Raw genomic sequence first — 23,027 nt, forward strand, 5'->3', positions numbered from 1 at the left:
GGTTGACATCGTGAAAGTTGGTGGCAACCTGGTCGCGGGACGCTGCGACGGCGCACGTCCCGGCCCGACCAGCGGAGGATCCCCCCCATGAGCCGAGCACAGAGCCGAGCACTGCCCCCTGCCCGACGTACCGTGCCCCTCGGGGTCGGTCTCCTGCTCGGCCTGGCGATGGCGGTGCCCGCGGGCGCCGCCGCGGCCGCGACGCCCGATCCCGACCTGCCGGTCGCGACCGCCGGCGTCTCGCCCGCCGCGGCGGGCACCGTCTCCGACGACGTCGCCGACCTGCCGCTGGACGACGCGGGTGCGGCGATCGTCACCGAGCGCGCGGAGCGGCTGATCGCCCCGGGCCTGGAGCTCACGGAGTTCGCGCGCGTCTCCGCGGAGGGCTGGCTGAGCGGCGAGGTGCTCGTCGCGCACCTCGGCCGGGACGGCGGGCCGCGCCTCGGCTACCTCGGCCCCGACGCGGTCGCCGGCAACGCGACCGTGAGCGCGATGGCCGCCGACCGGGGCGCCGTCGCCGCGATCAACGGCGACTTCTTCGACATCAACAACTCCGGTGCCGCGCTCGGCGCGGCCGTGGACGACGGCAGGCTGCTCAAGTCCGCCGCCCCCGGCCGCGAGAAGGCTCTGACGGTCGACTCGTCGGGCGTCGCGCGGCTCGCCGAGCTGTTCCTGGAGGGCACGGTCACCCTCGGGACGGGAGACGACGCGCGCGAGCTGCCCGTCGCTGGGCTCAACGTCACCGCCGTGCCGGCGGGCGGCGTCGCCGTCTTCGACGCCGCCTGGGGCGACGCGGCGCGCACCCGCCCGCTCGGCGCGGGGGAGCAGGGCGTCGAGGTGCAGGTCCGCACCGCACCCGGGAGCGACGAGGGCGCGGCCGGGACCGTCGTCTCCGTGGGCGCTCCGGGCTCCGGCCGCCTGCCGGCCGACGTCCGCGCCGTCGTCGCCCGGCCCGGGGCCGCGGCCGACGCGCTGGCGGCCCTCGCGCCCGGCGACGCGGTGACGCTCGCCTACGGCCTGCGCGACGACCTCGGCGAGCTCCGCACCGCCATCGGCGGAGACCCCGACGACTGGCTGCTCGAGGACGGCGAGGTCACGTCGTCCACCAGCGACTTTGCGACGCTCCGGCACCCCCGCACGGCGGTGGGCCTCAGCGAGGACGGCAGGACGGCGTACCTCGTGGTCGTCGACGGGCGGCAGGCGCAGAGCATCGGTGCCTCCCTGCCCGAGCTGGGCCGGTTCCTCGGTCAGCTCGGCGCGGACGACGCGATCAACCTCGACGGCGGCGGCTCGACGACGATGGTCGCGCGGCTGCCCGGGGACGCGGGGACCAGCGTGCTGAACAGCCCGTCGGACGGCGGCGAGCGCCTGGACGCGAACGGCCTCGGGCTGTTCACCCCCGAGGGCTCGGGCGAGGTGCACGCCTTCGATGTGCGCGCGGCCGTGCCCACGGGCGACGCCCCGGCCGGCGACGCGCTGCGCGTCTTCCCCGGCCTGCACCGCACCCTGACCGCGGCGGGGTACGACGAGTCCCGCGCCCCCGTCGACACCCGTCCCGACGACTGGACGACCACCGACGCGGCGGTCGCGACCGTCGCCCGCGCCGACGACGGCGCGGGGGTCGTCACCGGCGTCGCGGCCGGCACCGCGACCGTCCGCGCCGCGACCCCCGCGGCGGACGGCGTGGCGACGGGCCCCGCGGAGCTCACGGTGCTCGGGGGCCTCGAGCGCCTCACCGTGCCCGAGCCGGTCGTGACGCTCCCGGACGCGGACGCGACGGCGTCCCTCACCGTCGTCGGGCACGACGCCGACGGGTACGCGGCGCCGGTCGAGGCGCGCGACGTCGAGGTCACGGGCGGCGACGGCGTCGCCGCGCTGGAGCCGGCGGCCGACGGGTCGTTCACGGTGCGGGCGCTGCGGGGCTCGGGCGCCGCGACCTTCACGCTCGCGGTGGGGGACGAGCAGGTCGAGGTCGCCGTGGCGGTCTCGCTGGAGGACGTGGTCGTGGCGGACCTGGCGGATGCCGACCGCTGGACCGCGGCGCACGACCGGGCTCCCGGCGGCTCGGTCGCCCCCGGCGAGGGTCACGAGGGCTCGGCGGGCCTGAGGCTGACCTACGACTTCACGCAGTCCACCGCGACCCGCGGCCAGTACGCCGTCGCGCCGGACGGCGGGATCGTGGTGCCCGGGCAGCCTCGCACCCTCACGGCGTGGGTGCACGGCGACGGGAACGGCGCGTGGCTGCGGCTCCAGGTGCGCCAGGGCGACGGGGTCGTGACCAACCTCGACGGCCCGACCGTGTCGTGGGAGGGCTGGCGCCAGGTGCAGGTCGCCGTGCCCGAGGGCGTCGCGTTCCCGCTCACGCTGCAGCGCCTGCGCCTCCTCGAGACGCGGGCCGCAGAGCAGTACACGGGCGAGGTCGTCGTCTCGGACCTGCGCGCGCAGGTGCCGCCGGACGTCGAGGCGCCGGTGGCGGAGCGGGTCGAGGACCCGGCGGTCGTGGCCGACGGCGCGACGGACGACGCGCCGCTGCGCGTCGCGGTGCTGTCGGACGCGCAGTTCGTCGCCCGGGACCCGGGGTCGGGGGCGGTGCAGGGCGCGAAGCAGGCCCTGGCGGAGATCGTCGCGGCCGACCCGGACCTGCTCGTCATCAACGGCGACCTGGTGGACGAGGCGTCGCCCGCCGACTTCGACCTGGCCCGCGAGGTGCTCGACGAGGGCCTCGCCGACGCCGACTTCCCCTGGTACTACCTGCCGGGCAACCACGAGGTGATGGGCGGGTCCATCGAGAACTTCGAGGACGAGTTCGGCGAGCGGACGCACGTCGTCGACGTGCCCGACCCGCGCGGCGACGGCGGCACCACGCGCCTCGTCATGCTGGACTCGTCCAGCGGTCGCCTGGGCAGCGACTTCGCCCAGCTCCGCGCCCTGCGCGACGCGCTCGACGACGCGGCCGCGGACGACGCCGTGACGGGCGTCGTGACCTTCTTCCACCACCCGCTCGACGACCCGCTGCCCACGAAGGCGAGCCAGCTCGTCGACCGGGTCGAGGCGGAGACGCTGCGTGGCTGGTTCGAGGACTTCCGCGAGACGTCGGGCAAGCAGCTCGCCTCCGTCGGGTCGCACGTGGGCGTCTTCCACGCGGCCACCGCGGACGGTATCCCGTACGTCGTCAACGGCAACTCGGGCAAGAGCCCGGCCAGCACGCCCGACGACGGCGGGTTCACCGGCTGGTCGATGATCGGCGTCGACCCGGCGGAGCAGGGCACCGGCGACGGCGGCTGGTTCTCCTGGGAGGTCGAGGCGCGCGCCGAGAGCGTCACCGTGAGCGGGCCGGAGGAGCTCGCCGAGGGCACGTCCGGCCAGGTCAGCGCGCTGATCGCACAGGACGGCACCCGCCAGGTGCCGGTCGCGTGGCCGGTGTCCTCCCGTTGGGGCGGGGACAAGGTGTTCGTCGGCTCGCCCGACGACGCGCCGTCCGGCGCCGTGCTCGCCCTCGACCCGGCGACGCACGAGGCGACCGCTGTCGCGCCCGGCCGCGCGACCGTCGAGGTCGAGGTGAACGGCGTCGTCGGCGCGCTCGAGGTGCTGGTGCCCGCCGGGGCGCCGGGCACCGCCCGGATCAGCGACGACAACGGCTGGGACACCGGCCTGCGCGACGGCGACTACCGCGTGCTCGTCGACCTGTGGTGGGGCGAGAACGCCACCAGCCTGCGGCTGTACGAGGACGGCGCGCTGATCCACACCGAGAAGCTCACGTACGGCGGCACGGACGCCCAGCGGATCGCCGTCCCCGTCGCCGGGAAGAAGAACGGCGCGTACGAGTACACCTGCGAGCTCGTCAACGCGGCGGGGACGACGCCGTGCGCCGGCCCCCACACGGTGCGGGTGACCGACGCGAACCCGGGCACGCCCACGTTGTCGCACGACAACGGCGACGGGGACGGGGACTTCGTCGTCGCGATGGACAAGTGGTGGGGCACGCAGGCCACCGGCTACGTCCTGTACGAGGACGGCGTCGAGGTGGACCGGCAGGAGCTCGTCCCGGGGACCGGGGGAGAGGCGCAGTCCGCCGCCACCGTGCTCACGGGCCGGGAGCCCGGCACGTACCGGTACGTCGCCGTCCTCACCAACGACGCCGGCGAGACCCGCAGCAAGGAGCTGGCCGTCCGCGTGCGCCGCTGAGCGCCGCGGCACCGACCGCGGCGGGCGTTCGCCCCGCCCGCCGCGGTCGGCCTATCCTCGGACCATGAGCGACTTCCAGGTCAACCCGCGCGTCAAGTCCGAGCCCACCGGTGCCGTCCTCGGCCGTTTCCTCGGCGCGCTCGTGCTCTTCCTGGGCGGTCTGGTGCTGCTCGGCTCCGGCGCCTCCGGCGGGAACCCGACCCTGGACCCCTACATGGTCGTCGGCGGCATCCTCGCCGTCGGGCTGGCCTTCGGCCTCCCGATGATCGGCGCGCACGAGCGGGGCTGACCCGCACCCCAGAGCTGTGGGCGCTCGATGGGTGCTGTTCCCGTGCGGGACAGCGCCCTTCGAGCGCCCACGAACTGTGTCGTGACGTCGTCCGGTCAGCGCCGCGTGACGACGAGGACCTCCGAGACGTTCCCCGCGCGGTCCGTGGCGCGGGCCTCGACGCGGTCGCGCGGACCGATGCTGATCGCTCCGCGGTAGGTGGCCCACGTGCTGCGGCCGACCCGGTACTCCACGAGCGCGACGCCGGACGCGTCGTCCGTCGCGTCGAGGGTCAGGGACTTCCGGTTCGGGTGCGCCCACGCCGACGTGACCTCCGGCGCCGTGACGTCCGGCAGCAGGTAGGCGCCGACGCCCTGGGCCGACGTGCGGGTGGTGTCCTCCAGCAGCCACCGGGTCGCGTCGGCCGGGTCGGTGAGGGTGAGCGAGACGCCCGACGTGGTGCGGCCGTCGACGTCGAGGGCGCCGCCGGTGGCCGCGTTGACCAGATGCCCGTCGTACGGCTCGGCCTCGGTGGTGGCGTCCGGCTCGAACGTCCACCGCTGCCGCGGGTCGTCCGCGTCCGCCTCGACGCCGGCGTACCGGACCTCGGTGTCCGAGACCGCGGCGAGCGCGCCGGAGCCGTCGGACGCGGCGATCGTGTACGCGCCACCGCCCACCGGGGCGAGCGACCACACGCCGTCGCCCCACCGCGACCAGACCACCACGTCGCGCTCGGGGTGGTCGGCGTCGCCCGCGTACCGGTCGACCTGGTACTCGGTGCCGATCCCGTCGGTGACGATCCGGAACGCGTCCGTCGCGAAGTCGACGTCCTCGGCGGTGACGCGCTCGGGCGCGTCGGGCACCTGCGTGAAGTCGCCGTGGTAGACGTCGGGCGCCGGCTCGTCCCACGGGGCGGGGAGCGTGAGGTCCGCGGGGTAGACCTTGGCGAACAGCGCGTAGGCCTGCGGGTCGTACGCCTTCAGCTCGGCCCGGGTGTTGATCGGGCTCCGCACCCCGTCGGTCCAGTCGGGCTTCTCCGCCATGACGTCGAACCAGATCGCCGACAGCGTCGCGAAGTACTCGTCGATGTTGCCGATCGCGTACGTGTTCGGCCACCGGCCGGTGGTCCACGAGTTCTCGTAGGCGGCATACAGCTCGTCGGAGAGGCCCTTGTCCGCCAGCGTCTCGATGCCCACGAGGCGCACGGCGTGGCCGAACTCGTGCACCAGGATGTTCTCGTTCGGGTAGCCGGTGTTGAGGAACGCGTTCTCGTCCCCGCGGGTGCGCAGCACGTTGCGCTCGGAGATCGACGACACACAGCCGTTCCACTCGCTGCCGCCGTAGCCCTCGACGTCGTACATCTCGGGGTCGTAGCCGCCCCGGTGCTCGGGCACGAGGTAGGCGTTCTCCCGCGCCGCGTACACGGCGAGCGAGCAGCCGAAGTCGGCCATCCGTGCCGCGATGCCGTTGTCGGCCTTGCCGAGCTGCACGTCCACCTGCGCGGCGGCGAGGTCCAGCGTGGCCGGGTCGACGCGCGGGTTCGCCTTGACGACGATCCCGGACGCCGTCGTCACGGACTGCGTGTAGTAGTCCAGCCGCGGGACGCCGGTGTACGTCGCGTCCCGGGCGGGCCGACCCTCCGCGTCCTCGATCTGCGACCCGTCCACCGTGACGGTGAGCGGCTCGTCGGGGTCGAGCGTGCCGGTGTACGCGATGCTCGCCAGGTGCAGGTCGTCGGGCAGGCGCGCCATGCTGTTCGCGTCCGACGCCGCGATCTGCTGGTTGTCCTTGTCGAAGAAGATCGTGTCGGTGGGCCCGGCCGCGGGCTTCGCGGTGAGGGCGACGGTCGTGCCGCCCTGGGTGAGCGTGACGTTCTCGGGGCTTACCGCCGCCGTCTCGTCGACGTACCGGTCCCACGAGATCTCGAGGAACTTGCCCTCGTTGATCACGCGGACCTCGGTGACCTGCGGGCCCTCGTACGCCGGGTCGGCGGCGACGGACCCGTCCGCCGCCACGGGGATCTCGGGCGGGGCGTCGGCGGCGGTCGCCGTGCCCGCCCCCGCGAGCAGCGACGCTCCCAGTGCCGCTGCCGCCGCTGCTGCCGTCAGGGCGGGCAGCCCGCCCCGTTCTCGTCCGTTCTTCACACCAGTTCCCTTCGTCTGCGAGGTCCTGCCTGACGGGGGTGACGCGGGTGTTGCTCGCCCCGCCCCGGCCTGCGCCGGGGCGAGGACGTCTCAGGCGCCGGCGGGCAGCAGCGCCGACGTCCAGGCCTCGACGCCGGCGGCGTCGATGGGCAGGGCGTCGGAGAGCACCTCGTGGCCGTCGGGGGTGACGAGCAGGTCGTCCTCCAGGCGCACGCCGATGCCGCGCAGCTCCGGCGGCACGGTGAGGTCGTGGGCGTGGAAGTACAGGCCCGGCTCGACGGTCATGACGACGCCCGGCTCCAGGTCGGCGCCCATGTACTGCTCCCAGTCGCTGTGCGCGCAGTCGTGCACGTCGAGGCCCAGGTGGTGCCCGATGCCGCACACGAGCCAGCGGCGGTGGTGCTGGCCCTGCGGGGACAGAGCCTCGTCGACGGAGACGGGCAGCAGGCCCCAGTCGTGCAGGCCCTGCGCGATCACCTCCATGGCCGCGTAGTGGAAGTCGAGATAGTTCACGCCGGGGCGGATGTGCGCCATGCCGGCGCGGTGGCTCTTCTCCACCAGGTCGTGCACGGCGCGCTGCTCGGGGCTGAACCGGCCCGACGCCGGCACGGTGCGCGTGACGTCGGCGGTGTAGAGGGTGGTCGTCTCGACGCCCATGTCGAGCAGCAGGGCCGCGTCGGGGAGCACGGGCCCGTCGCAGCGCACCCAGTGCAGGGTGGGGGCGTGCGGGCCGCTGCCGACGATGCTGGCGTAGCCCGGCCCGTTGCCGGTGGTGCGGGCGTGCCGGTCGAACGTGCCCTGCAGCCAGCGCTCGCCGCCGGACCGCACCGCCGCGGGGATCTCCCGGGCCACGGCCTCGAAGCCCGTCACCGTGTGGTCGACGGCGGCGCGCAGCTGCGCCACCTCCCAGGCGTCCTTGACCATGCGCAGGTCCGCGCACGCCCGGGCGAGCTCGGCCGACGGCTCCAGGCCGTGCCGCGCCACGACGTCGGCCGGCACGGCGCGCCCGGCCCACCAGCCGGACCCGTGCGCCAGCGCGTCGTCCAGCTCCGCGAGCGGGCGCACCGGGACGCCGAGCGCCCGCGCCCACTCGCCGAGCCCGGGGGAGGCGCCCACCCACAGCTCGCCGTGCATGGCGTCGGAGAAGAAGGCCGGGTCGCCCGGCCGCGCGGGCGGTGGCGCGTAGAGCACGGCGTCCGCCCCGTGCAGCACGACGACGGCGTCCTCGAGCTGGCAGCCCGTCAGCCACACGAAGTCGCTGTCGGCCCGGAAGTCGTACGACGTGTCGTTGCTGCGCACGGGCGCGCGGCCCGCGCCGACCACGACGGTCCGCCCGCCGAGCCGCTCCGCCAGCCGGGCGCGGTGCGCCGCGGCGGCCTCGGCCGCGCCGTCGGGCACCCGGGCGGGCACGACGTCGGTGGACCAGCCCTGGGCGATCATCTCGGTGAAGGCCGGCACCTCCGTGAGGCGCGGGGTGCGGTTCCCCGAGTGCGGGGGCCGGTGGTCGTGGGCCTGCTGCGTCATCGTCGTTCTCCTCCTGCGTCCCGGACCAGCTCCCGCAGGCGCCCCAGCACCCGAGGGTCGCCGATCCCGTCGTGCTCGTACTCGTTGGTCACCCAGGCGTGCGAGCTCCCCAGCCTGGACAGGGTGTCGAGCTGCAGCCCCGAGTCCACGTACATGTCGTCGAAGTAGACCGCCGCGGCGAGCGGCACGTCGTTCGCGGCGAGGCGCTCGACGTCGTACAGCGGGCTCCACTCCCGCCGCGCGGCGAGCTCGTGCACCGCCGGCGCGAACGGCTTCAGCAGCCGCACCTCGTCGAACATCCACGGGAACGCCATCTCGCCCGTGAGCAGCAGCGGTCGCTCGTCGGGCCCGAACTGCGGCCGCTCGTCGCGGGCGCGCTGCGCCGCCCACGCCGTCGGGCCGTTCGCGCCGTCGCCGTAGATGGACTCCTGGAGCGTCCAGAACAGGGGGTTCGACGCCGACGACGAGCGCACCAGCACCTGCTCCAGGAACGCGTGCGACAGTCGGCCCGGGCGCACGAACGCCTCGTCGACCAGCCAGTGCAGGCGCTCGGACCCGGGCTTCATCCCCAGGTCGATCCCCAGGGACTGGAACCGGTGCACGGTGAGCGCGTCGCCGTCGGGCAGGCGCACGTCGCCCTCCGCGAGCCGGTCGGCGATCGCGGCCACGGCGTCGACGTCCTGCGGGTACAGGTCGTAGTAGCGGCGTGTCTTGGACTCGGCGCGCGCGAAGGTGCGCCGGTAGACCTCGTCGGCGCTCGCGGGCGTGCCCGGGATGCCGCCGGTCACGTAGCAGGCCGCCAGCCCCTCCGGCGCGGTCGAGAGGTAGGCGAGCGTGATCCAGCCGCCGAACGACTGGCCCAGGCTCGCCCACCGGCGTCCGTCGTAGTGGGTGCGGCGCACGTGCTCCAGGTCGGCCACGATCGAGTCGGCCCGGAAGCACGCCAGGTAGTCGGCGCCCGCGACGGCGTCCCCGCGCGCCGCGACCGACTCGCCGTCGAGCGGCGTGCTGCGGCCGGTGCCGCGCTGGTCCGGCAGGATCACGCGGTACGTCGTCAAGGCCTCGTCGAGCCAGCCGTCGCGCTTCAGGGGGCGGGGCGACGCGCCGCCCGGCCCGCCCTGCAGGTAGACCAGGAGGGGCAGGTCGTCGCCGCGGCGCCCGGGGTCGACCAGCTCGCGCCAGAAGACGGCGATCTGCTCGCCGTCGGGCCGGGCGTGGTCGAGGGGGACCGCCGTCGTGCGCTCCGTGACGTGCAGCCCCGGCAGGTGATAGGTGGTCACGCGGTCGTCTCCTCCTCGGTGGCGGCGGTCTTCGCCTCGCGGTCGGGCGTGGCCGTCGCGGCCCTCGCCTCCGCCGCCTCGCGCCGCGCCCGCTCCCACTCGGGGCGGATGCGCGGCACGGCGGCCAGCAGGGTCCGGGTGTACTCGTGCTGCGGGTCGTCGAAGACGGCGTCGCGCTCCCCCTGCTCGACGATGCGGCCCTTCGACATCACCGCCACGCGGTCGGCGATCTGCCGCACCACGGCGAGGTCGTGCGCGATGAAGAGGTAGCTGAACCCCTCCTCGCGCTGCAGGCGGCGCAGCAGGTTGATGATCTGCGCCTGCACGGACACGTCGAGCGCGGAGACCGCCTCGTCGCAGACCACCAGCCGCGGCGAGACGGCGAGCGCGCGGGCGATGCCGATGCGCTGCGCCTGGCCGCCGGAGAACTGCGACGGGTAGCGGCGGTGGTGGTCGGGGTCCAGCCCCACGCGCTCCATGAGCTGCTGCGTGAACGCCCGCGTGCCGCCCGGCACCTCGCGCCCCTGGTAGACCAGCGGCGCGGTGACGATGCGCTCCACCGTGTGCCGCGGGTTGAGCGACGAGTACGGGTCCTGGAACACCACCTGCACGTCGCTGCGGAACCGCCGCAGCCGGTCGCCCTTCGCGCGCGTCACGGGCTCGCCGTCGAAGACGACCTCGCCCGACGTCGCGTCCGTCAGCCGCGCGACGATCCGCGCCGTCGTCGACTTGCCCGACCCGGACTCGCCGACCAGCGCCAGCGTCTCGCGGGCGCGGACGTCGAGGCTCACGCCGTCGACCGCCCGGAACGTGTCCGCCCGGCCCAGCAGCCCGCCGGTGCCGGGCACCGCGAACTCCTTGACCAGGTCGGTGGCGCGCAGCAGCGGCTCGGACGCCTGCGACGTCGAGGCCGCCGGTGCGCTCGCGGGGGCGACGACGTCGTTCCCGGTGCTCGGCCCGGTGCTGGTGGTGCTCATGGCTTCCCTCCCACGCCGGCGGCGGCGTCGATTCCGCGCAGCTCGCCGATCTCGTCGTCGATCCGGGGGACGGCGTCCAGCAGCGCCCGCGTGTACGGGTGCTGCGGGTCGGAGAACAGCCGTTCGGCGGGGGCCTGCTCCACGGCCACGCCGTGGCGCATGACGACGACGTCCTCGGCGATCTCCGACACGACGGCGAGGTCGTGCGAGATGAGGATCAGCGCCGTCCCGGTCTCGCGCCGCACCTCCTGGAGCAGGTCGAGGATCTGGGCCTGCACGGTGACGTCGAGCGCGGTGGTCGGCTCGTCGGCGATGAGCAGGTCCGGCTCGGTGGAGAGCGCCATCGCGATCATCACGCGCTGGCGCATCCCGCCGGAGAACTGGTGCGGGTAGTGGTCCACGCGCCGAGCGGCGTCGGCGATGTGCACGCGCTCCATCGCCTCGACCGCGACCCTGTGCGCCTGCCGCCGGGTGACCCCGGGCCGGTGCGCCCGGTAGGCCTCCTCGATCTGCATCCCCACGGTGTAGTACGGGTTCAGCGACGACAGCGGGTCCTGGAAGATCATCGACATGCGGTCGCCGCGCAGGCGCCGCACCTTCGACTCGGGCAGCGCCGTGAGCTCGGCGCCGTCCAGGGACACCCGGCCGCGCAGGCTCGCCGTGGGCGGCAGCAGGCCCATGACGGCCAGCGACGTCATCGACTTGCCGGAGCCCGACTCGCCGACGATCCCCAGCGACGCGCCCTGCTCCAGCGTGAACGAGAGCCCGTCCACGACGTCGACCGGCCCGTGGGCCGTCCGGAACGTGATGGTGAGGTCCTCGACCTCGAGCAGCGTGCTCATGCCTGCCCCCTCATGCCCTCGCTCCGATCCGGACGCGCGGGTCGATCGTCGTGTAGACGATGTCCACGATCACGTTCCCGACGATGACCAGGAAGGCCGCGACGAGCGTGACGCCCATGATGACCGGCTGGTCGTTCTTGGTGATGGAGTCGGACGCCATCTTGCCGATGCCGTTGAGGCCGAAGACGGTCTCGATGATGATCGCGCCGCCCAGCAGGCCGGCGAAGTCCATGCCGAACAGCGTCACGACCGGCGTGAGCGCGGGCCGCAGCGCGTGCCGCCGCCACACCAGCCGTGGGGCGAGGCCCTTGGCGCGCGCCGTGCGGACGAAGTTCTCGTCGAGCGTGTCGAGCACGTTCGCCCGGGTGAGCCGCTGGTACATCGACGCGTAGGTGAACGCGAGCACCAGCCACGGCATGACGAAGTTGAGGAACCACTGCCCGGGGTCGGCGGCGAACGGCACCGCCTGGGGGAACGGCAGCCACCCGAGCCGCACCACCAGCACGTACTGCAGCACGAGGGCGAGCACGTAGTTGGGGATGGAGACGCCGCCCAGCGCGGCGCCGGTCGCGGCCCGGTCGAACCACGTGCCCTTCTTGATCGCGGCGATCATGCCGCCCGAGACGCCCATGAGCAGCCACAGCACGGCCGCGCCCACCGCGAGCGTGGCCGAGACGCCGAAGCGCTGCTCGAACATCTCGAGCACGGGCTGCCCGGTCTGGAAGGAGTAGCCCAGGCAGGGCGCCGCGCAGTCGATCGCGTTGGCGCCCGTGCCGTACGTCGTCCCGACGAACAGCCCGGACAGGAAGCCGAGGAACTGCTCGTAGAACGGCCGGTCCAGGCCCAGGTTGGTGCGGATCTGGTCGATCAGCTCGGGCGTGCAGTTCTTGCCGCAGATCTGCACCGCGGGGTCGGGGGAGAGCGCGAAGAAGATCGCGTACGTGAACAGGACGACGAGGAACAGCACGCCCACCATGCCGGCGAGCCTCGTCACGAGAAAGCGGACCATCAGCGCCTCTCCCCCGCGTCGACGACGTCCTTGAGCCGGTCGCCGAGGACCGTGAAGGACAGCACGAGCAGGAACAGGAAGGTTCCGGGGATCAGGAAGTACATCGGGTCGACGGCGTACCAGCTCATCGACTGCGCGATCATCTGCCCCCAGGACGGGGTCGGCGGGACGACGCCCACGCCGAGGAAGCTCAGCCCCGCCTCGGTGCCGATGTAGCCGGGCACCGCCAGCGTCGTCATGACGATGATCGTGGAGCGCAGGTTCGGCAGGATCTCCAGCAGCACGATCCGCCAGCCCGACGCCCCGGACGCCCGGGCCGCCTCGACGAACTCGCGCTGCGTGATCGTCATCGTCTGGCCGCGCACGACGCGGGCGAGGTACGGCCACCCGAACACCGAGATGACGAGCACGAGCAGCGGCGCGCGGTTGCTCGCGGGGAGCGCCGACAGGATCGCGATCATGAAGATCAGGGCGGGGAACGCCATGAGGAAGTCCATGACGCGCGACACGACCTGGTCGACCTTGCCGCCGTGGTACCCGGCGAGGAGCCCGAAGAGGACCCCCAGCAGCGTGGTGAGCGTGGTGGCGGCGAGCGCGATGAGCATGGAGGTGCGCGCGCCGTAGACGATGCGCGCGAACAGGTCGCGGCCGGTGCCGGGCTCGACGCCGAACCAGTGCTCGGCGCTGATCCCGCCGAGCGGGCCGATCGGCAGGCCGCCGAGGTTCGGGTCGATGGCGGTCTGGTCGAACTCGTACGGCCCCCAGCCGGAGAGCTTGACGACGAGCGGCGCGGCGACGGCCAGGAGCGCGACGAGCGCGATGTACGACAGGGCCAGCACCGCCCCGCGGTTGCGGAGCAGGTGGTGCCAGACACCCTGCCGGGGCGCCGGGGGCGCGACGCCGACGGACGGCGCGCCCCCGGTCTCTGCCTCGAGCGTGGTCATGCTGATGGTCATGGCTCAGCCCTTGCTCGGGTCCTTGAGCCCGACGCCGGTGTAGTCGAGCCCGCCGGTCGCGACGCCGGGGCTGGAGTACACCCCGGTGACGTTCTCGCCGGGCAGCAGCACGACCTTCTCCACCAGCAGCGGCACGATCGGCGCCTCGGTGAGGACCTGCTCGTCGAGGTTGCCCCACGCCTCGTTCGCCGCCGCGGGGTCGGTGATGGCGAGCGCGTCGTCGATGGCGGAGTTGATCGCCGGGTCGTCGATCTGGGCGAGGTTCGAGTTGCCCTTGTCGGTGATGCGGCGCCCGTCGAACAGCGGCGGGATCACGGTGCTCGCCGACGACGCCCAGTCCGGGCACCAGCCCGTGATCGCGGCGTCGTTCTGCAGCTTGGGCGTGCCGATCGTCTCGTAGAACTTCGAGGTGTCGATCGGGTTGAACGTGACCTTGATGCCCACGCGGGACAGCGACTGCTGCACGGCCTCGGCCTGCGCCTGCAGCTTGGGCTGCGTGCGCATGTCGAGCGTCATCTCGAACCCGTCGGGGTAGCCCGCCTCGGCGAGCAGCTCCTTGGCCTTGTCGACGTCGCCGGCGTTCCCCTCGCTGGGGTACAGGTCGAAGTCCTTGAACCCGGCGACCGACTCCGGGATCGTCGTGCTGGCGATGTCGGCGAGCATCGTGCCGCCGGTGCCGTTCTGCACGGCCGCCTTGTCCACCGCGTACGAGATCGCCTGGCGCACCTTGACGTCGTCGAGCGGCTTCTTGGTCGTGTTCAGTCCCATGTACGTGGTGCAGACGCCCGGCCAGTCGACCAGCCGGTCCTTGAGCTTCGGGTCCTGGAGGCGGGCGAGGGTGGCGGGCTGCAGGTTGCCGCCGATCGCGTTGACGTCGGTGCCCTGGCCGGCGAGCAGGCGCTCGTCGATGGTGGCCGGGTCGAGGCCGAGCTGGAAGTTCCAGCCGTCCGGCTTGGCGGTGCGCACCTCGTCGGTGGCCGCGTCCCAGTTCTCGTTGCGCACGAGCTTGATGACGCTGCCCGGGGTGTACTCGTCGAGCGTGTACGGGCCGGACGCGACGATGTCGTTGAGGAACTCGTCGCCGGCGCCGGAGCCCACGGGGAACGGCGCGAAGTTCGGCTGCGACGCGACGGCGGGGAAGTCGGGGAACGGCGCCTTGAGGTGGAAGACGATCGTGGTGTCGTCGGGCGTCTCGATGGTCTTCAGGTCGCCGGACTTGTACGGCCCCTCGTAGTCCTTCGGGGCGTCGATGACCTGCTTGGCGTACGGGGAGCCGATGCCGATCTCCGGGTCCCAGGCGCGGGAGACGCCGAACTTCACCTCGGCGGACGTGATCGGGTCCCCGTTGTCGAACTTGAGCCCGTCCTTGAGCGTGAACGTCCAGGTGAGGCCGTCGTCCGACACGGTGCCCGTGTCCGTGGCGAGGTCCGGCACGATCTCGTTCGGGTCCTCCGCGCTGCCCGACGCCGGCGTCGTGAGCGTGCGGTACACGAGCCGGTAGAAGTTGTTCACGCCGCCGTCCCAGCCCTTGGCCGGGTCGAGGTAGGAGAAGTCGGCGTTCTGCAGCACCTGCACGACGCCGCCCTCGGCGGGCTCGCCCTCGAGGCCGCCGGCGGTGCTCGCCGTCGAGCCCCCGCCTCCGCCGCCGGAGGAGCACGCGCCGAGCGCGAGGAGGGCCGCGACGCCGAACGCTGCGGCACGGAGGGCTGGTCTGGTCACTCGTCGTGTCATGGAAAACCTCCCAGGGTGGGGATGGTGCGACGGGTCGGTCGGGGAGTGCGGTGGTGCGGTGGTGCGGGTCAGGACGTCCGGAGGAAGACGCGCATGGCGCCCACCTCGCGGTTGCCCCAGAGCGCGTAGGGCACGAGGGCCACCGGCGCGCGGTGCGTGGTGGGCGCCATGGCGCCCAGCGGGGGGTACGGGTCGTCGCCCGTCGGCGGCGCGACGGCGAGGTCGCCGCGCAGCACGCGCCACGGGTGGTCCTCGTCGACCACGAGCCGGGGCACGTCCTCGGCGGCGAGGAGCAGGTCGTCCACCGGGGCGGGGGAGTCCTGCTGCTCGACGCAGTACACGAGCGGCCCGCGCAGGACGGCGGCGCTGCCGCGCGCGGCGTCCAGGTGGGGGTGCGCGGTGACGGCGCGGACCGGCATGGGCAGGTCGAGCACGACCGTCGCGCCCGGTGCCCAGGCGCGGGTCAGCCGGAGCCAGCCGTCGGCCGGGAGCTCGGCCACGGCCTCGCCGTCCACCGTGGCGGTGGCGCCGTCGGCCCAGGCGGGCACGCGCAGCGCGAGGGTCGTGGGGCCCTCCGCCGCGCGGCGCACGCGCACGGTGACCCGGCCGTCCCACGGCAGGTCGGTCGTCACGTCCACGTCGAGCGCGGGGGAGTCGATCGCGGCGCTCGCGTACAGCGCGAGGGTCAGGGAGTCGTCGTCGGCCACGGCCAGGTGGTCCTGGAGCTCCGACGTCCAGCGCACGACGTTGGGCGGGCAGCAGGGGCAGCCGAACCAGGCCCGGCGCAGCAGCTCGCCGTCCTTCTCGGCGCCGCTGCGCTGCTCGTGGTCGGGGCGGCGCTGCAGCGGGTTGTCGTAGAAGAAGGCGGCGCCGTCCTCCGACAGCCCGACGGCGTATGCGTTGTGCAGCACCCGCTCGACGTGGTCGAGGACGTCGGCGCGGCCGGTGGCGAGGAAGAGCCGCCAGCCCCACTGCGCCGTGCCGATCGCGGCGCACGTCTCGGCGTACGCGCGCTCGGCGGGCAGCTCGAACCGGTCGCCGAAGGCCTCGTCGGAGTGCCGGGAGCCGATGCCGCCGGTGAGGTAGGACTTGCGGGCCACCATGTCGTCCCACAGGTGCTCGAGGTGGGCGAGGAGCGCGTCGTCGTCCGTCTCGAGCGCGACGTCGGTGGCCCCGGCGGCGAGGTAGACCATGCGCACGGCGTGCCCGGTGACGGACCCCAGCTCGCGCAGCGGCACGGCGTCCTGGAAGTAGTCCGCCGCGAAGATCGTGTGCTCGAGGGTCCCGGCGCCGCGGCGCTCGACGAACAGCCGGGCCTGCTCCAGGTAGCGGCGGTCGCCCGTCTCGCGGGCGAGCTCCACGAGGGCCATCTCCACCTCGGGGTGGCCGCAGTACGCCGGCTCGCCGTCGGGGCCGTAGCGCTCGACGACGAGGTCCGCGAACCGGGCGGCGACGTCGAGCAGGCGGCGGTCGCCGAGCTGGCGGGACGCCGCGACGGCGGCCTGGGCGAGGTGGCCGAGGTTGTACATCTCGTGGCCCCAGGAGAGGTCCTGCCAGGGTTCCTTGGGGCTCTGCGGCGACTGGTAGAAGGTGCCGAGGTAGCCGTCGGCGCGCTGGGCCCGCTCGATCAGCGCCACGGACTCCTCGAAGAAGTCGCGGGCCGTCTCCAGCGCCGCGGCCTCGCCGTCGTCGGCCGGCTCCCGGCCGAGCTCGTAGGCGATCCCCTCGAGCGTCTTGTAGACGTCGGTGTCGAGGAACGGGTAGCGCCCGCGGTAGTCGCCGACCGCCGGGTCGTGGAGCCGCCGGAAGTTGTCGAGGTTCCCGGCCTGCCGCACCTCGCGGACGACGTGCGGGACGGTGACGACGCGGTTGCGCCGCTGCCAGTCATGGAGCAGGCCGCCGGTGAGGCGCACGCGGTCCGTGCCGAGCGGGGTGCCGGCACGGCCGGTCGTCGCGACGGCGGGGGCGCGGGTCGGGACGGGAGCCAGGTTCGGGGTGATGGCCACGAAATCTCCTCAGTGGTATATCACATTGCACATGCACGGCCACGTCGCCCAGGGCGGGCCGGCGTGACGTCGTCGTCCGGTACTGCTGCCGCCGTCCGCGTCCTCGCGTCCGCCGGGTCGTCCGCACCCCGGGAAGATGCCCGGAACCGCGCCGTTCCTGCAGGTGGGCCGGGTGCCGGGTCGCGGTCCCTGTGCCCGTCGCCGGGCGGGTCGCCTTGACCTGCCAGCCGATGTGGGCGGTAACATATCATGCACTACTGTGATGTCCACCACCCCCGGATCAGCCCCGTGAGGAAGTGCTCATGTCGGAAGCCGTCGCGTCGTTCCGCCGCATCGAGGCGCCGGTCAGCCTGCGCGAGACCGTGTCGCGGGCGCTCACCGCGGCGATCGTCTCGGGCGATCTCGCCCCGGGCACGCTGGTCTCGGTGCCGTCGCTCACCGCGCGCTTCGCCGTGTCCGCGACGCCGGTGCGCGAGGCGATGCTGGACCTCGAGAAGCGCGGGTTCGTCACCGCGGTGCGCAACAAGGGCTTCCGGGTGACCGAGGTGTCGCCGGAGATGCTGAGCCACATCGCCGAGGTGCGCCAGCTGCTCGAGCCGCCGGCGATGGAGAAGCTGGCGGGCCGCTTCCCGCAGGGTGCGCTGCCGGCCCTGCGCGAGCAGGCCGACGCCATCGTCACGGGCGCCCGCTCGGGCGACCTGGTGACCTATCTCGAGGCGGACCGCGACTTCCACCTGCGGCTCACGACCCTGGCGGGCAACCCCCTGCTGGTGGACGTGGTGGCCGACCTGCGCAGCCGCGCGCGGCTGCTCGGCCTCTCCCAGATGGTCGCCACCGACCACCTGGAGCAGTCGGCGGCCGAGCACCACGAGCTGCTCGACCTGCTCGCCGCCGGTGACGCCGCCGGGGCGCGGGACCTCATGCGCCGCCACATCGGCCACACCACCGGCTGGTGGGCGGGGCGGCCCGAGGACGACTGACCCCGGGGGCGGTCGGCGACGTGGCCGACCCCTCAACCCTCCTGGTATGTGACATATTACCGAGCACCGATCGAAGGAGCAGCCGATGACCGACGACGTCGTGGTCGTGGGGGCGGGCATCGTGGGCGCCGCGTGCGCCCGCGCGCTCGCGCGCCGCGGGCTCGCCGTGACCGTCCTCGATCGCGGCGGCGCGGCGTCGGGCACCACCGCCCACGGGGAGGGCAACCTCCTCGTCTCCGACAAGGAGCCCGGCCCCGAGCTGGTGCTCGCGCAGCACGCGGCGCGCCGCTGGTCGACCCTCGTCGAGGAGCTGGCCGACGAGCTGGGCCCGCGCTTCCCGGCCGTCGAGTACGACCCCAAGGGCGGCCTCGTCGCGGCCACCACGGCCGAGGGGGCCCAGCCGCTGCGCGACTTCGCCGCACGGCAGCGCGGCGCCGGGGTCGACGCGCGGGAGATCGACGTCGCCCGCGCCCTCGAGCTCGAGCCCGCCCTCAACCCCGACCTGACCGCCGCGGTCTGGTACCCCGAGGACGCGCAGGTGCAGCCCGTCGCCGCGGCGGAGGCGCTGCTCGCGTCCGCCCGCCGCGCGGGGGCGCGGGTGCGCACCGGCGTCGAGGTGACCGGCGCGCTGCGCGACGGCGACCGGGTCGTCGGCGTCCGCACCAGCGCCGGCGACGTGCCCGCCGGTGCCGTCGTCCTGGCCGCGGGACCGTGGTCGGGCGTCGTCGCCGCGCGGCTCGGGGTCGCGCTGCCCGTGCGCCCGCGCCGCGGGATGGTGCTGGTGACGACCCGGATGCCGCACGTCGTGCGGCACAAGGTCTACGACGGCGACTACGTCGGTGCCACGCAGTCCGGCGACGCCGCGCTGCAGACGTCGAGCGTGGTCGAGTCCACCGCGGCCGGCACCGTGCTGATCGGGTCCAGCCGCGAGCAGGTCGGCTTCGACGACCGGCTGCGCGGCGTCGTGCTGCGCGAGATGGCCGCCCGCGCGGTGCGGCTGTTCCCGTTCCTCGCCGACGCGAGCGTCATGCGCACCTACCTCGGCTTCCGCCCCTACGTGCCCGACCACCTGCCGATCGTCGGCCCCGACCCCCGCACCCCCGGCCTGTGGGTCGCGACCGGGCACGAGGGCGCCGGCATCGGGCTGGGGCCGGTCAGCGGCGAGCTGCTCGCCGACCTGTTCACCGGCGCGGAGCCCGAGGTCGACCCCGCGCCGTTCCGCGTCGACCGCCCGGCGGTGCTCGCCGCCGGCTCGCCCTCCGAGAGCGCCGTGCCGTCCGAGAAGACAGGGGAGGCCTCATGACCACGCACCGGCAGGACGCCGGGCCACGCCCGCTGACCATCACGCTCGACGGCGAGCCTTTCCCGGGCACCGAGGGCCAGACGATCGCGGGGATGCTGCTGTCCGCCAGGCGGCGGTCGTGGCGCACCACCAGCGTCGACGGCGCCCCCCGCGGCGTGTTCTGCGGCATCGGCGTGTGCTTCGACTGCCTCGTCACCGTCAACGGCGTCCGCGACGTGCGGGCCTGCCTGCGGCGCGCCGCCGACGGGGACGTCGTCGAGACGCAGCACGACCCGCTGCCGGGGGCGGTCTCATGAGCCGCCGCACCGTGGTCGTGGTCGGGGCCGGGCCCGCGGGCCTCTCCGCCGCGCGCGCCGCGGCCCGCGCGGGCGCCGACGTGACGCTGCTCGACGCGTCCGACCAGGTGGGCGGGCAGTTCTGGCGGCACCGGGTGCTCCCGGGCGGCGGGACCTCGCCCGACGAGGCCTCCTTCCACCACGGCTGGGGCACGTTCACGGCGCTGCGCGACGTCGTCGCCGGGCACCCCCGCGTCACGCTGCTGACGTCCGCGCAGGTGTGGGCGCTCGAGCGGCTCGACGACGGCGTGCGGCTGCGCGTGCTGGTCGGACCCGCCGACGCCGGGGGGCGCGAGCACCTCACCCTCACCCCCGACGCGCTCGTGCTCGCCACGGGGGCCCACGACCGGACGCTCCCGTTCCCCGGCTGGCAGCTGCCCGGCGTCACGACCGCCGGCGCGGCCCAGGCCCTCGCCAAGGCGGAGCGCGTGGCCGTCGGCGACCGCGTCGTCGTCGCCGGCGCCGGCCCGTTCCTGCTGCCGGTCGCCACGTCGCTGCTGCGCACCGGCGCACGCGTGCTGTCGGTGCACGAGGCCGCGACCCCGGCGGCGCTGGTCCGTGGCTGGGGCGCGCGGCCGGCCGGGCTGCTGGGCGCGGCGCACAAGGCCGGCGAGCTCGGCGGGTACGCCGCCGCGCTCGCCCGGCACCGGGTCGCGTACCGGGTCGGCGAGGCCGTGGTCGCCGCGCGCGGCGACGGCCGGGTCGAGGAGGTGACGGTCGCGCGCGTCGACGCGCGGTGGTCGCCCGTGCCGGGCACCGAGCGGACAGTCGCGGCCGACGCGGTGCACGTCTCGCACGGGTTCACGCCGCGCCTCGAGCTCGCCGTGGCGGCGGCGTGCGCGATCTCGCCGGACCGCTTCGTCGTCGTCGACGACCGCCAGCGCACCACCGCGCCCGGTGTGTGGGCCGCCGGCGAGCTGACCGGCATCGGCGGGGCCGAGGCCGCGCTCGCCGAGGGCTGGGTGGCCGGGCACCACGCGGCGGCCGGCGCGCCCGACGACGCCGCGCTCGCCCGCGCGGTGCGCCGCCGCGGCCGGTCCGCGGACTTCGCGCGGCGGCTCGAGGCGGCGCACGGCATCCGCGCCGGCTGGACGTCGTGGCTGCGCGACGACACCCTCGTCTGCCGCTGCGAGGAGATCGACGCCGGCACCCTGCGCGCGGCCGCGTGCGCCACCGCGTCGACCGACCTGCGCTCCGTACGCCTCACCAGCCGCGCCGGGCTCGGCCCCTGCCAGGCGAGGGTCTGCGGCCGCACGGTCGCGGAGCTCGTCGGGGCCGCGGGGCCTGCGCCCGGCGAGGGCACGGGGGCGACGCCCGCGGTGCCCGACCGGCGGCCCCTCGTCGTGCCCGTCCGGCTCGGCGACCTCGCCACCCTGCCCGACGACCCGGCGGCCGACACCGCCTGACCCCGGCCCTTCACCCGACCCAGACCCGCATCCGACACCGACCTTCATCGACACAGACCCCTCGCGCCCCGAGCCCGGAGGCGCGTGAACCGAGAGGACACCGCATGAGCTCCCAGAAGATCGACCTCGGCGGCGTCGTCGTCGCGACGACGCTGCCGTTCACCCCCGACCCCGCGGCGCCCGCCGGGCTCGCCGTCGACTACGCGGGCTACGCCGCGCACGTCGACCACCTCATGAACGCCGGCTGCCGGGGCGTGGGGCCCAACGGCTCGCTCGGCGAGTACTCGTCCCTCACGGACGAGGAGCGCCGCACGGTGGTGCAGACCGCCGTCGAGGCCGTCGCCGGCCGCGGCATCGTCATCGCGGGCGTGCACGGCGTGGGGTGGCACCAGGCCCAGCACTGGGCCGAGCTCGCCCAGGAGGACGGCGCCGACGCCGTCCTGCTGCTGCCGCCGACGATCTACCGGGCCAACCGGCGCGAGATCGTCGAGCACTACGCCCGCGTCAACGAGGTCGGCCTGCCGATCATGGTCTACAACAACCCGTTCGACACCAAGGTGGACCTCACGCCCGACCTCGTCGCCGAGCTCGCGCAGCTCGAGAACGTGGTGGCCATCAAGGAGTTCTCCGGCGACGTGCGCCGGATCTCCGAGCTGCGCGAGGTGGCCGACATCGACGTCATCGCCGGCGCCGACGACCTGCTGTTCGAGTCGCTCGTCATGGGCGCGACGGGCTGGTTCGCCGGCTACCCGAACGCGATCCCCGAGGTCGCCGTCGAGCTGTACGAGCTGGTGCGGGCCGGGAAGATCACCGACGCGCGGGACCTGTACGAGAACGTGGTCGCCATGTTCCGCTGGGACTCGCGCACCGAGTTCGTGCAGGCCATCAAGCTGTCCACGCAGATCGCGGGGCGCCCGTTCGGCATCGAGACCCGCCCGCCGCGCGGCCCGCTGTCCCCGGAGCAGGAGGCCACCGTGCGTGCGGACACCGAGAAGGCCCTCGCGTACATCGCCCAGCGCTGAGCCTGTACACCACCCTGAGCCCGTCACCTGACCGTCCCGGAGAGGCCGACCATGCGATCGTCCCGCACCTTCACCGCCGTCGACTCGCACACCGAGGGGATGCCCACCCGCGTCGTCACGTCGGGCCTCGGGGTGATCCCCGGCGCCACGATGAACGACAAGCGGCTGCACTTCATCGAGCACCTCGACGACGTGCGGAAGCTGCTCGTCAACGAGCCGCGGGGGCACGCCGCGATGAGCGGCGCCATCCTGCAGCCCTCGACGCGCGACGACTGCGACTGGGGCGTCGTGTACATCGAGGTCTCCGGCTGCCTGCCGATGTGCGGGCACGGCACGATCGGCGTCGCCACCGTGCTGGTGGAGACGGGCATGGTGACGGTCACCGAGCCGACGACCACCATCCGGCTGGACACCCCGGCCGGGGTGGTCGTCGCCCGGGTGGAGGTGCGCGACGGGCACGCCGAGTCGGTGACGATCGAGAACGTGCCCAGCTTCGTCGTGCGGCTCGACGACGAGGTCGACGTGCCCGGGCTCGGCACCGTCCCGTACTCGCTCGCGTTCGGCGGCAACTTCTACGCCATGGTCGACCTCGACGACGTGAAGCTGCCGTTCGACCGCACCCGGCAGCAGGAGATCCTCGCCGCGGGGCTCGCGATCATGGACGCGATCAACACGACGGCGCCGCCGTCGCACCCCACGATCGCGGGCGTGGACCACTGCCACCACGTCGAGTTCATCGCGCCGGGCTCCACCGCGGAGCACTCCCGCCACGCGATGGCGATCCACCCCGGGTGGTTCGACCGCTCGCCCTGCGGCACCGGCACGTCCGCCCGGATGGCGGAGCTGTGGGCGCGGGGCGAGCTCGCGCTCGACACGGACTTCGTCAACGAGTCCTTCATCGGCTCCCGCTTCGTGGGCCGGCTGGTCGGGGAGACCGAGGTCGCCGGGACCCCCGCCGTCGTGCCCACCATCACCGGCCGCGCCTGGGTCACCGGCCTGGGCACCTACCTGCTCGACCCGAGCGACCCGTTCCCCACCGGCTTCCAGTTCTGAGGTGCA

Annotated in this window: 17 protein-coding genes; 8 read left to right on the forward strand and 9 right to left on the reverse strand. The window is 74.3% G+C overall.

The window, feature by feature from the left end; translation table 11 throughout:
- The first annotated feature begins 87 nt into the window (after nucleotides 1–87).
- Both ACFQ8T_RS02145 and ACFQ8T_RS02150 read left to right on the forward strand, forming a co-directional pair.
- A complete protein-coding gene (locus ACFQ8T_RS02145; protein WP_430544911.1) occupies nucleotides 88–4,185 on the forward strand; it encodes a phosphodiester glycosidase family protein in 4,098 nt (1,365 codons plus the stop codon).
- 64 nt (nucleotides 4,186–4,249) lie between these two features.
- Nucleotides 4,250–4,474: a hypothetical protein gene (locus ACFQ8T_RS02150; RefSeq protein ID WP_429762751.1), complete on the forward strand. Its 225-nt coding sequence runs from the start codon at nucleotides 4,250–4,252 to the stop codon at nucleotides 4,472–4,474.
- Nucleotides 4,475–4,569: 95 nt separating this feature from the next.
- Here ACFQ8T_RS02150 and ACFQ8T_RS02155 read toward each other — a convergent pair whose 3' ends face one another.
- From ACFQ8T_RS02155 to ACFQ8T_RS02195, 9 genes are all read right to left on the reverse strand, one after another.
- A complete protein-coding gene (locus tag ACFQ8T_RS02155; protein WP_430544912.1) occupies nucleotides 4,570–6,597 on the reverse strand; it encodes an RICIN domain-containing protein in 2,028 nt (675 codons plus the stop codon).
- A gap of 90 nt (nucleotides 6,598–6,687) precedes the next feature.
- Nucleotides 6,688–8,121: an aminopeptidase P family protein gene (locus ACFQ8T_RS02160; protein WP_430544913.1), complete on the reverse strand. Its 1,434-nt coding sequence runs from the start codon at nucleotides 8,119–8,121 to the stop codon at nucleotides 6,688–6,690.
- Nucleotides 8,118–9,401, reverse strand: a complete 1,284-nt coding sequence (locus tag ACFQ8T_RS02165; protein WP_430544914.1) for an alpha/beta hydrolase family protein — start codon at nucleotides 9,399–9,401, stop codon at nucleotides 8,118–8,120. Before ACFQ8T_RS02165 ends, ACFQ8T_RS02160 begins: the two co-directional genes overlap by 4 nt.
- The gene (locus tag ACFQ8T_RS02170) at nucleotides 9,398–10,378 is read right to left on the reverse strand and encodes an ATP-binding cassette domain-containing protein (RefSeq protein WP_430544915.1); all 981 of its coding nucleotides are present in this window, start codon (nucleotides 10,376–10,378) and stop codon (nucleotides 9,398–9,400) included. Before ACFQ8T_RS02170 ends, ACFQ8T_RS02165 begins: the two co-directional genes overlap by 4 nt.
- Nucleotides 10,375–11,220, reverse strand: a complete 846-nt coding sequence (locus ACFQ8T_RS02175; RefSeq protein WP_430544916.1) for an ABC transporter ATP-binding protein — start codon at nucleotides 11,218–11,220, stop codon at nucleotides 10,375–10,377. Before ACFQ8T_RS02175 ends, ACFQ8T_RS02170 begins: the two co-directional genes overlap by 4 nt.
- A 10-nt stretch (nucleotides 11,221–11,230) precedes the next feature.
- Nucleotides 11,231–12,229 carry an ABC transporter permease gene (locus tag ACFQ8T_RS02180; protein ID WP_429762744.1) on the reverse strand — a complete coding sequence of 333 codons (999 nt, stop codon included), beginning with the start codon at nucleotides 12,227–12,229 and terminating at the stop codon, nucleotides 11,231–11,233.
- Nucleotides 12,229–13,185 carry an ABC transporter permease gene (locus ACFQ8T_RS02185; RefSeq protein ID WP_430544917.1) on the reverse strand — a complete coding sequence of 319 codons (957 nt, stop codon included), beginning with the start codon at nucleotides 13,183–13,185 and terminating at the stop codon, nucleotides 12,229–12,231. The genes ACFQ8T_RS02180 and ACFQ8T_RS02185 overlap by 1 nt, the downstream gene beginning before the upstream one ends.
- 3 nt (nucleotides 13,186–13,188) lie before the next feature.
- Nucleotides 13,189–14,904 (reverse strand): ABC transporter substrate-binding protein, encoded by a 1,716-nt coding sequence (locus tag ACFQ8T_RS02190; protein ID WP_430544918.1) that lies wholly within the window; start codon nucleotides 14,902–14,904, stop codon nucleotides 13,189–13,191.
- 80 nt (nucleotides 14,905–14,984) lie between these two features.
- Nucleotides 14,985–16,922: a glycoside hydrolase family 127 protein gene (locus ACFQ8T_RS02195; RefSeq protein ID WP_430544919.1), complete on the reverse strand. Its 1,938-nt coding sequence runs from the start codon at nucleotides 16,920–16,922 to the stop codon at nucleotides 14,985–14,987.
- Nucleotides 16,923–17,224: 302 nt separating this feature from the next.
- On the opposite strand from ACFQ8T_RS02195, the gene ACFQ8T_RS02200 reads away from it, so the two are divergent.
- The 6 genes from ACFQ8T_RS02200 to ACFQ8T_RS02225 all read left to right on the forward strand — a co-directional run bounded on the left by ACFQ8T_RS02200 (nucleotide 17,225) and on the right by ACFQ8T_RS02225 (nucleotide 23,021).
- Nucleotides 17,225–17,902, forward strand: coding sequence for a GntR family transcriptional regulator (locus ACFQ8T_RS02200; RefSeq protein WP_430544920.1), 678 nt, complete (start codon nucleotides 17,225–17,227; stop codon nucleotides 17,900–17,902).
- A gap of 85 nt (nucleotides 17,903–17,987) precedes the next feature.
- Entirely contained in the window at nucleotides 17,988–19,205 is a 1,218-nt protein-coding gene (locus ACFQ8T_RS02205) for an NAD(P)/FAD-dependent oxidoreductase (protein ID WP_430544921.1), read from the forward strand.
- Nucleotides 19,202–19,501 (forward strand): (2Fe-2S)-binding protein, encoded by a 300-nt coding sequence (locus ACFQ8T_RS02210; protein ID WP_430544922.1) that lies wholly within the window; start codon nucleotides 19,202–19,204, stop codon nucleotides 19,499–19,501. The genes ACFQ8T_RS02205 and ACFQ8T_RS02210 overlap by 4 nt, the downstream gene beginning before the upstream one ends.
- A complete protein-coding gene (locus ACFQ8T_RS02215) occupies nucleotides 19,498–20,946 on the forward strand; it encodes an NAD(P)/FAD-dependent oxidoreductase (protein ID WP_430544923.1) in 1,449 nt (482 codons plus the stop codon). Before ACFQ8T_RS02210 ends, ACFQ8T_RS02215 begins: the two co-directional genes overlap by 4 nt.
- A gap of 104 nt (nucleotides 20,947–21,050) precedes the next feature.
- Nucleotides 21,051–21,968 carry a dihydrodipicolinate synthase family protein gene (locus tag ACFQ8T_RS02220; RefSeq protein ID WP_430544924.1) on the forward strand — a complete coding sequence of 306 codons (918 nt, stop codon included), beginning with the start codon at nucleotides 21,051–21,053 and terminating at the stop codon, nucleotides 21,966–21,968.
- 51 nt (nucleotides 21,969–22,019) lie between these two features.
- Nucleotides 22,020–23,021, forward strand: a complete 1,002-nt coding sequence (locus ACFQ8T_RS02225; protein ID WP_430544925.1) for a proline racemase family protein — start codon at nucleotides 22,020–22,022, stop codon at nucleotides 23,019–23,021.
- Nucleotides 23,022–23,027 lie beyond the last annotated feature (6 nt).

This window comes from Isoptericola sp. NPDC056618 (assembly GCF_042792715.1).
In the GTDB taxonomy this organism is placed as follows: Bacteria; Actinomycetota; Actinomycetes; order Actinomycetales; family Cellulomonadaceae; genus Isoptericola; species Isoptericola nanjingensis.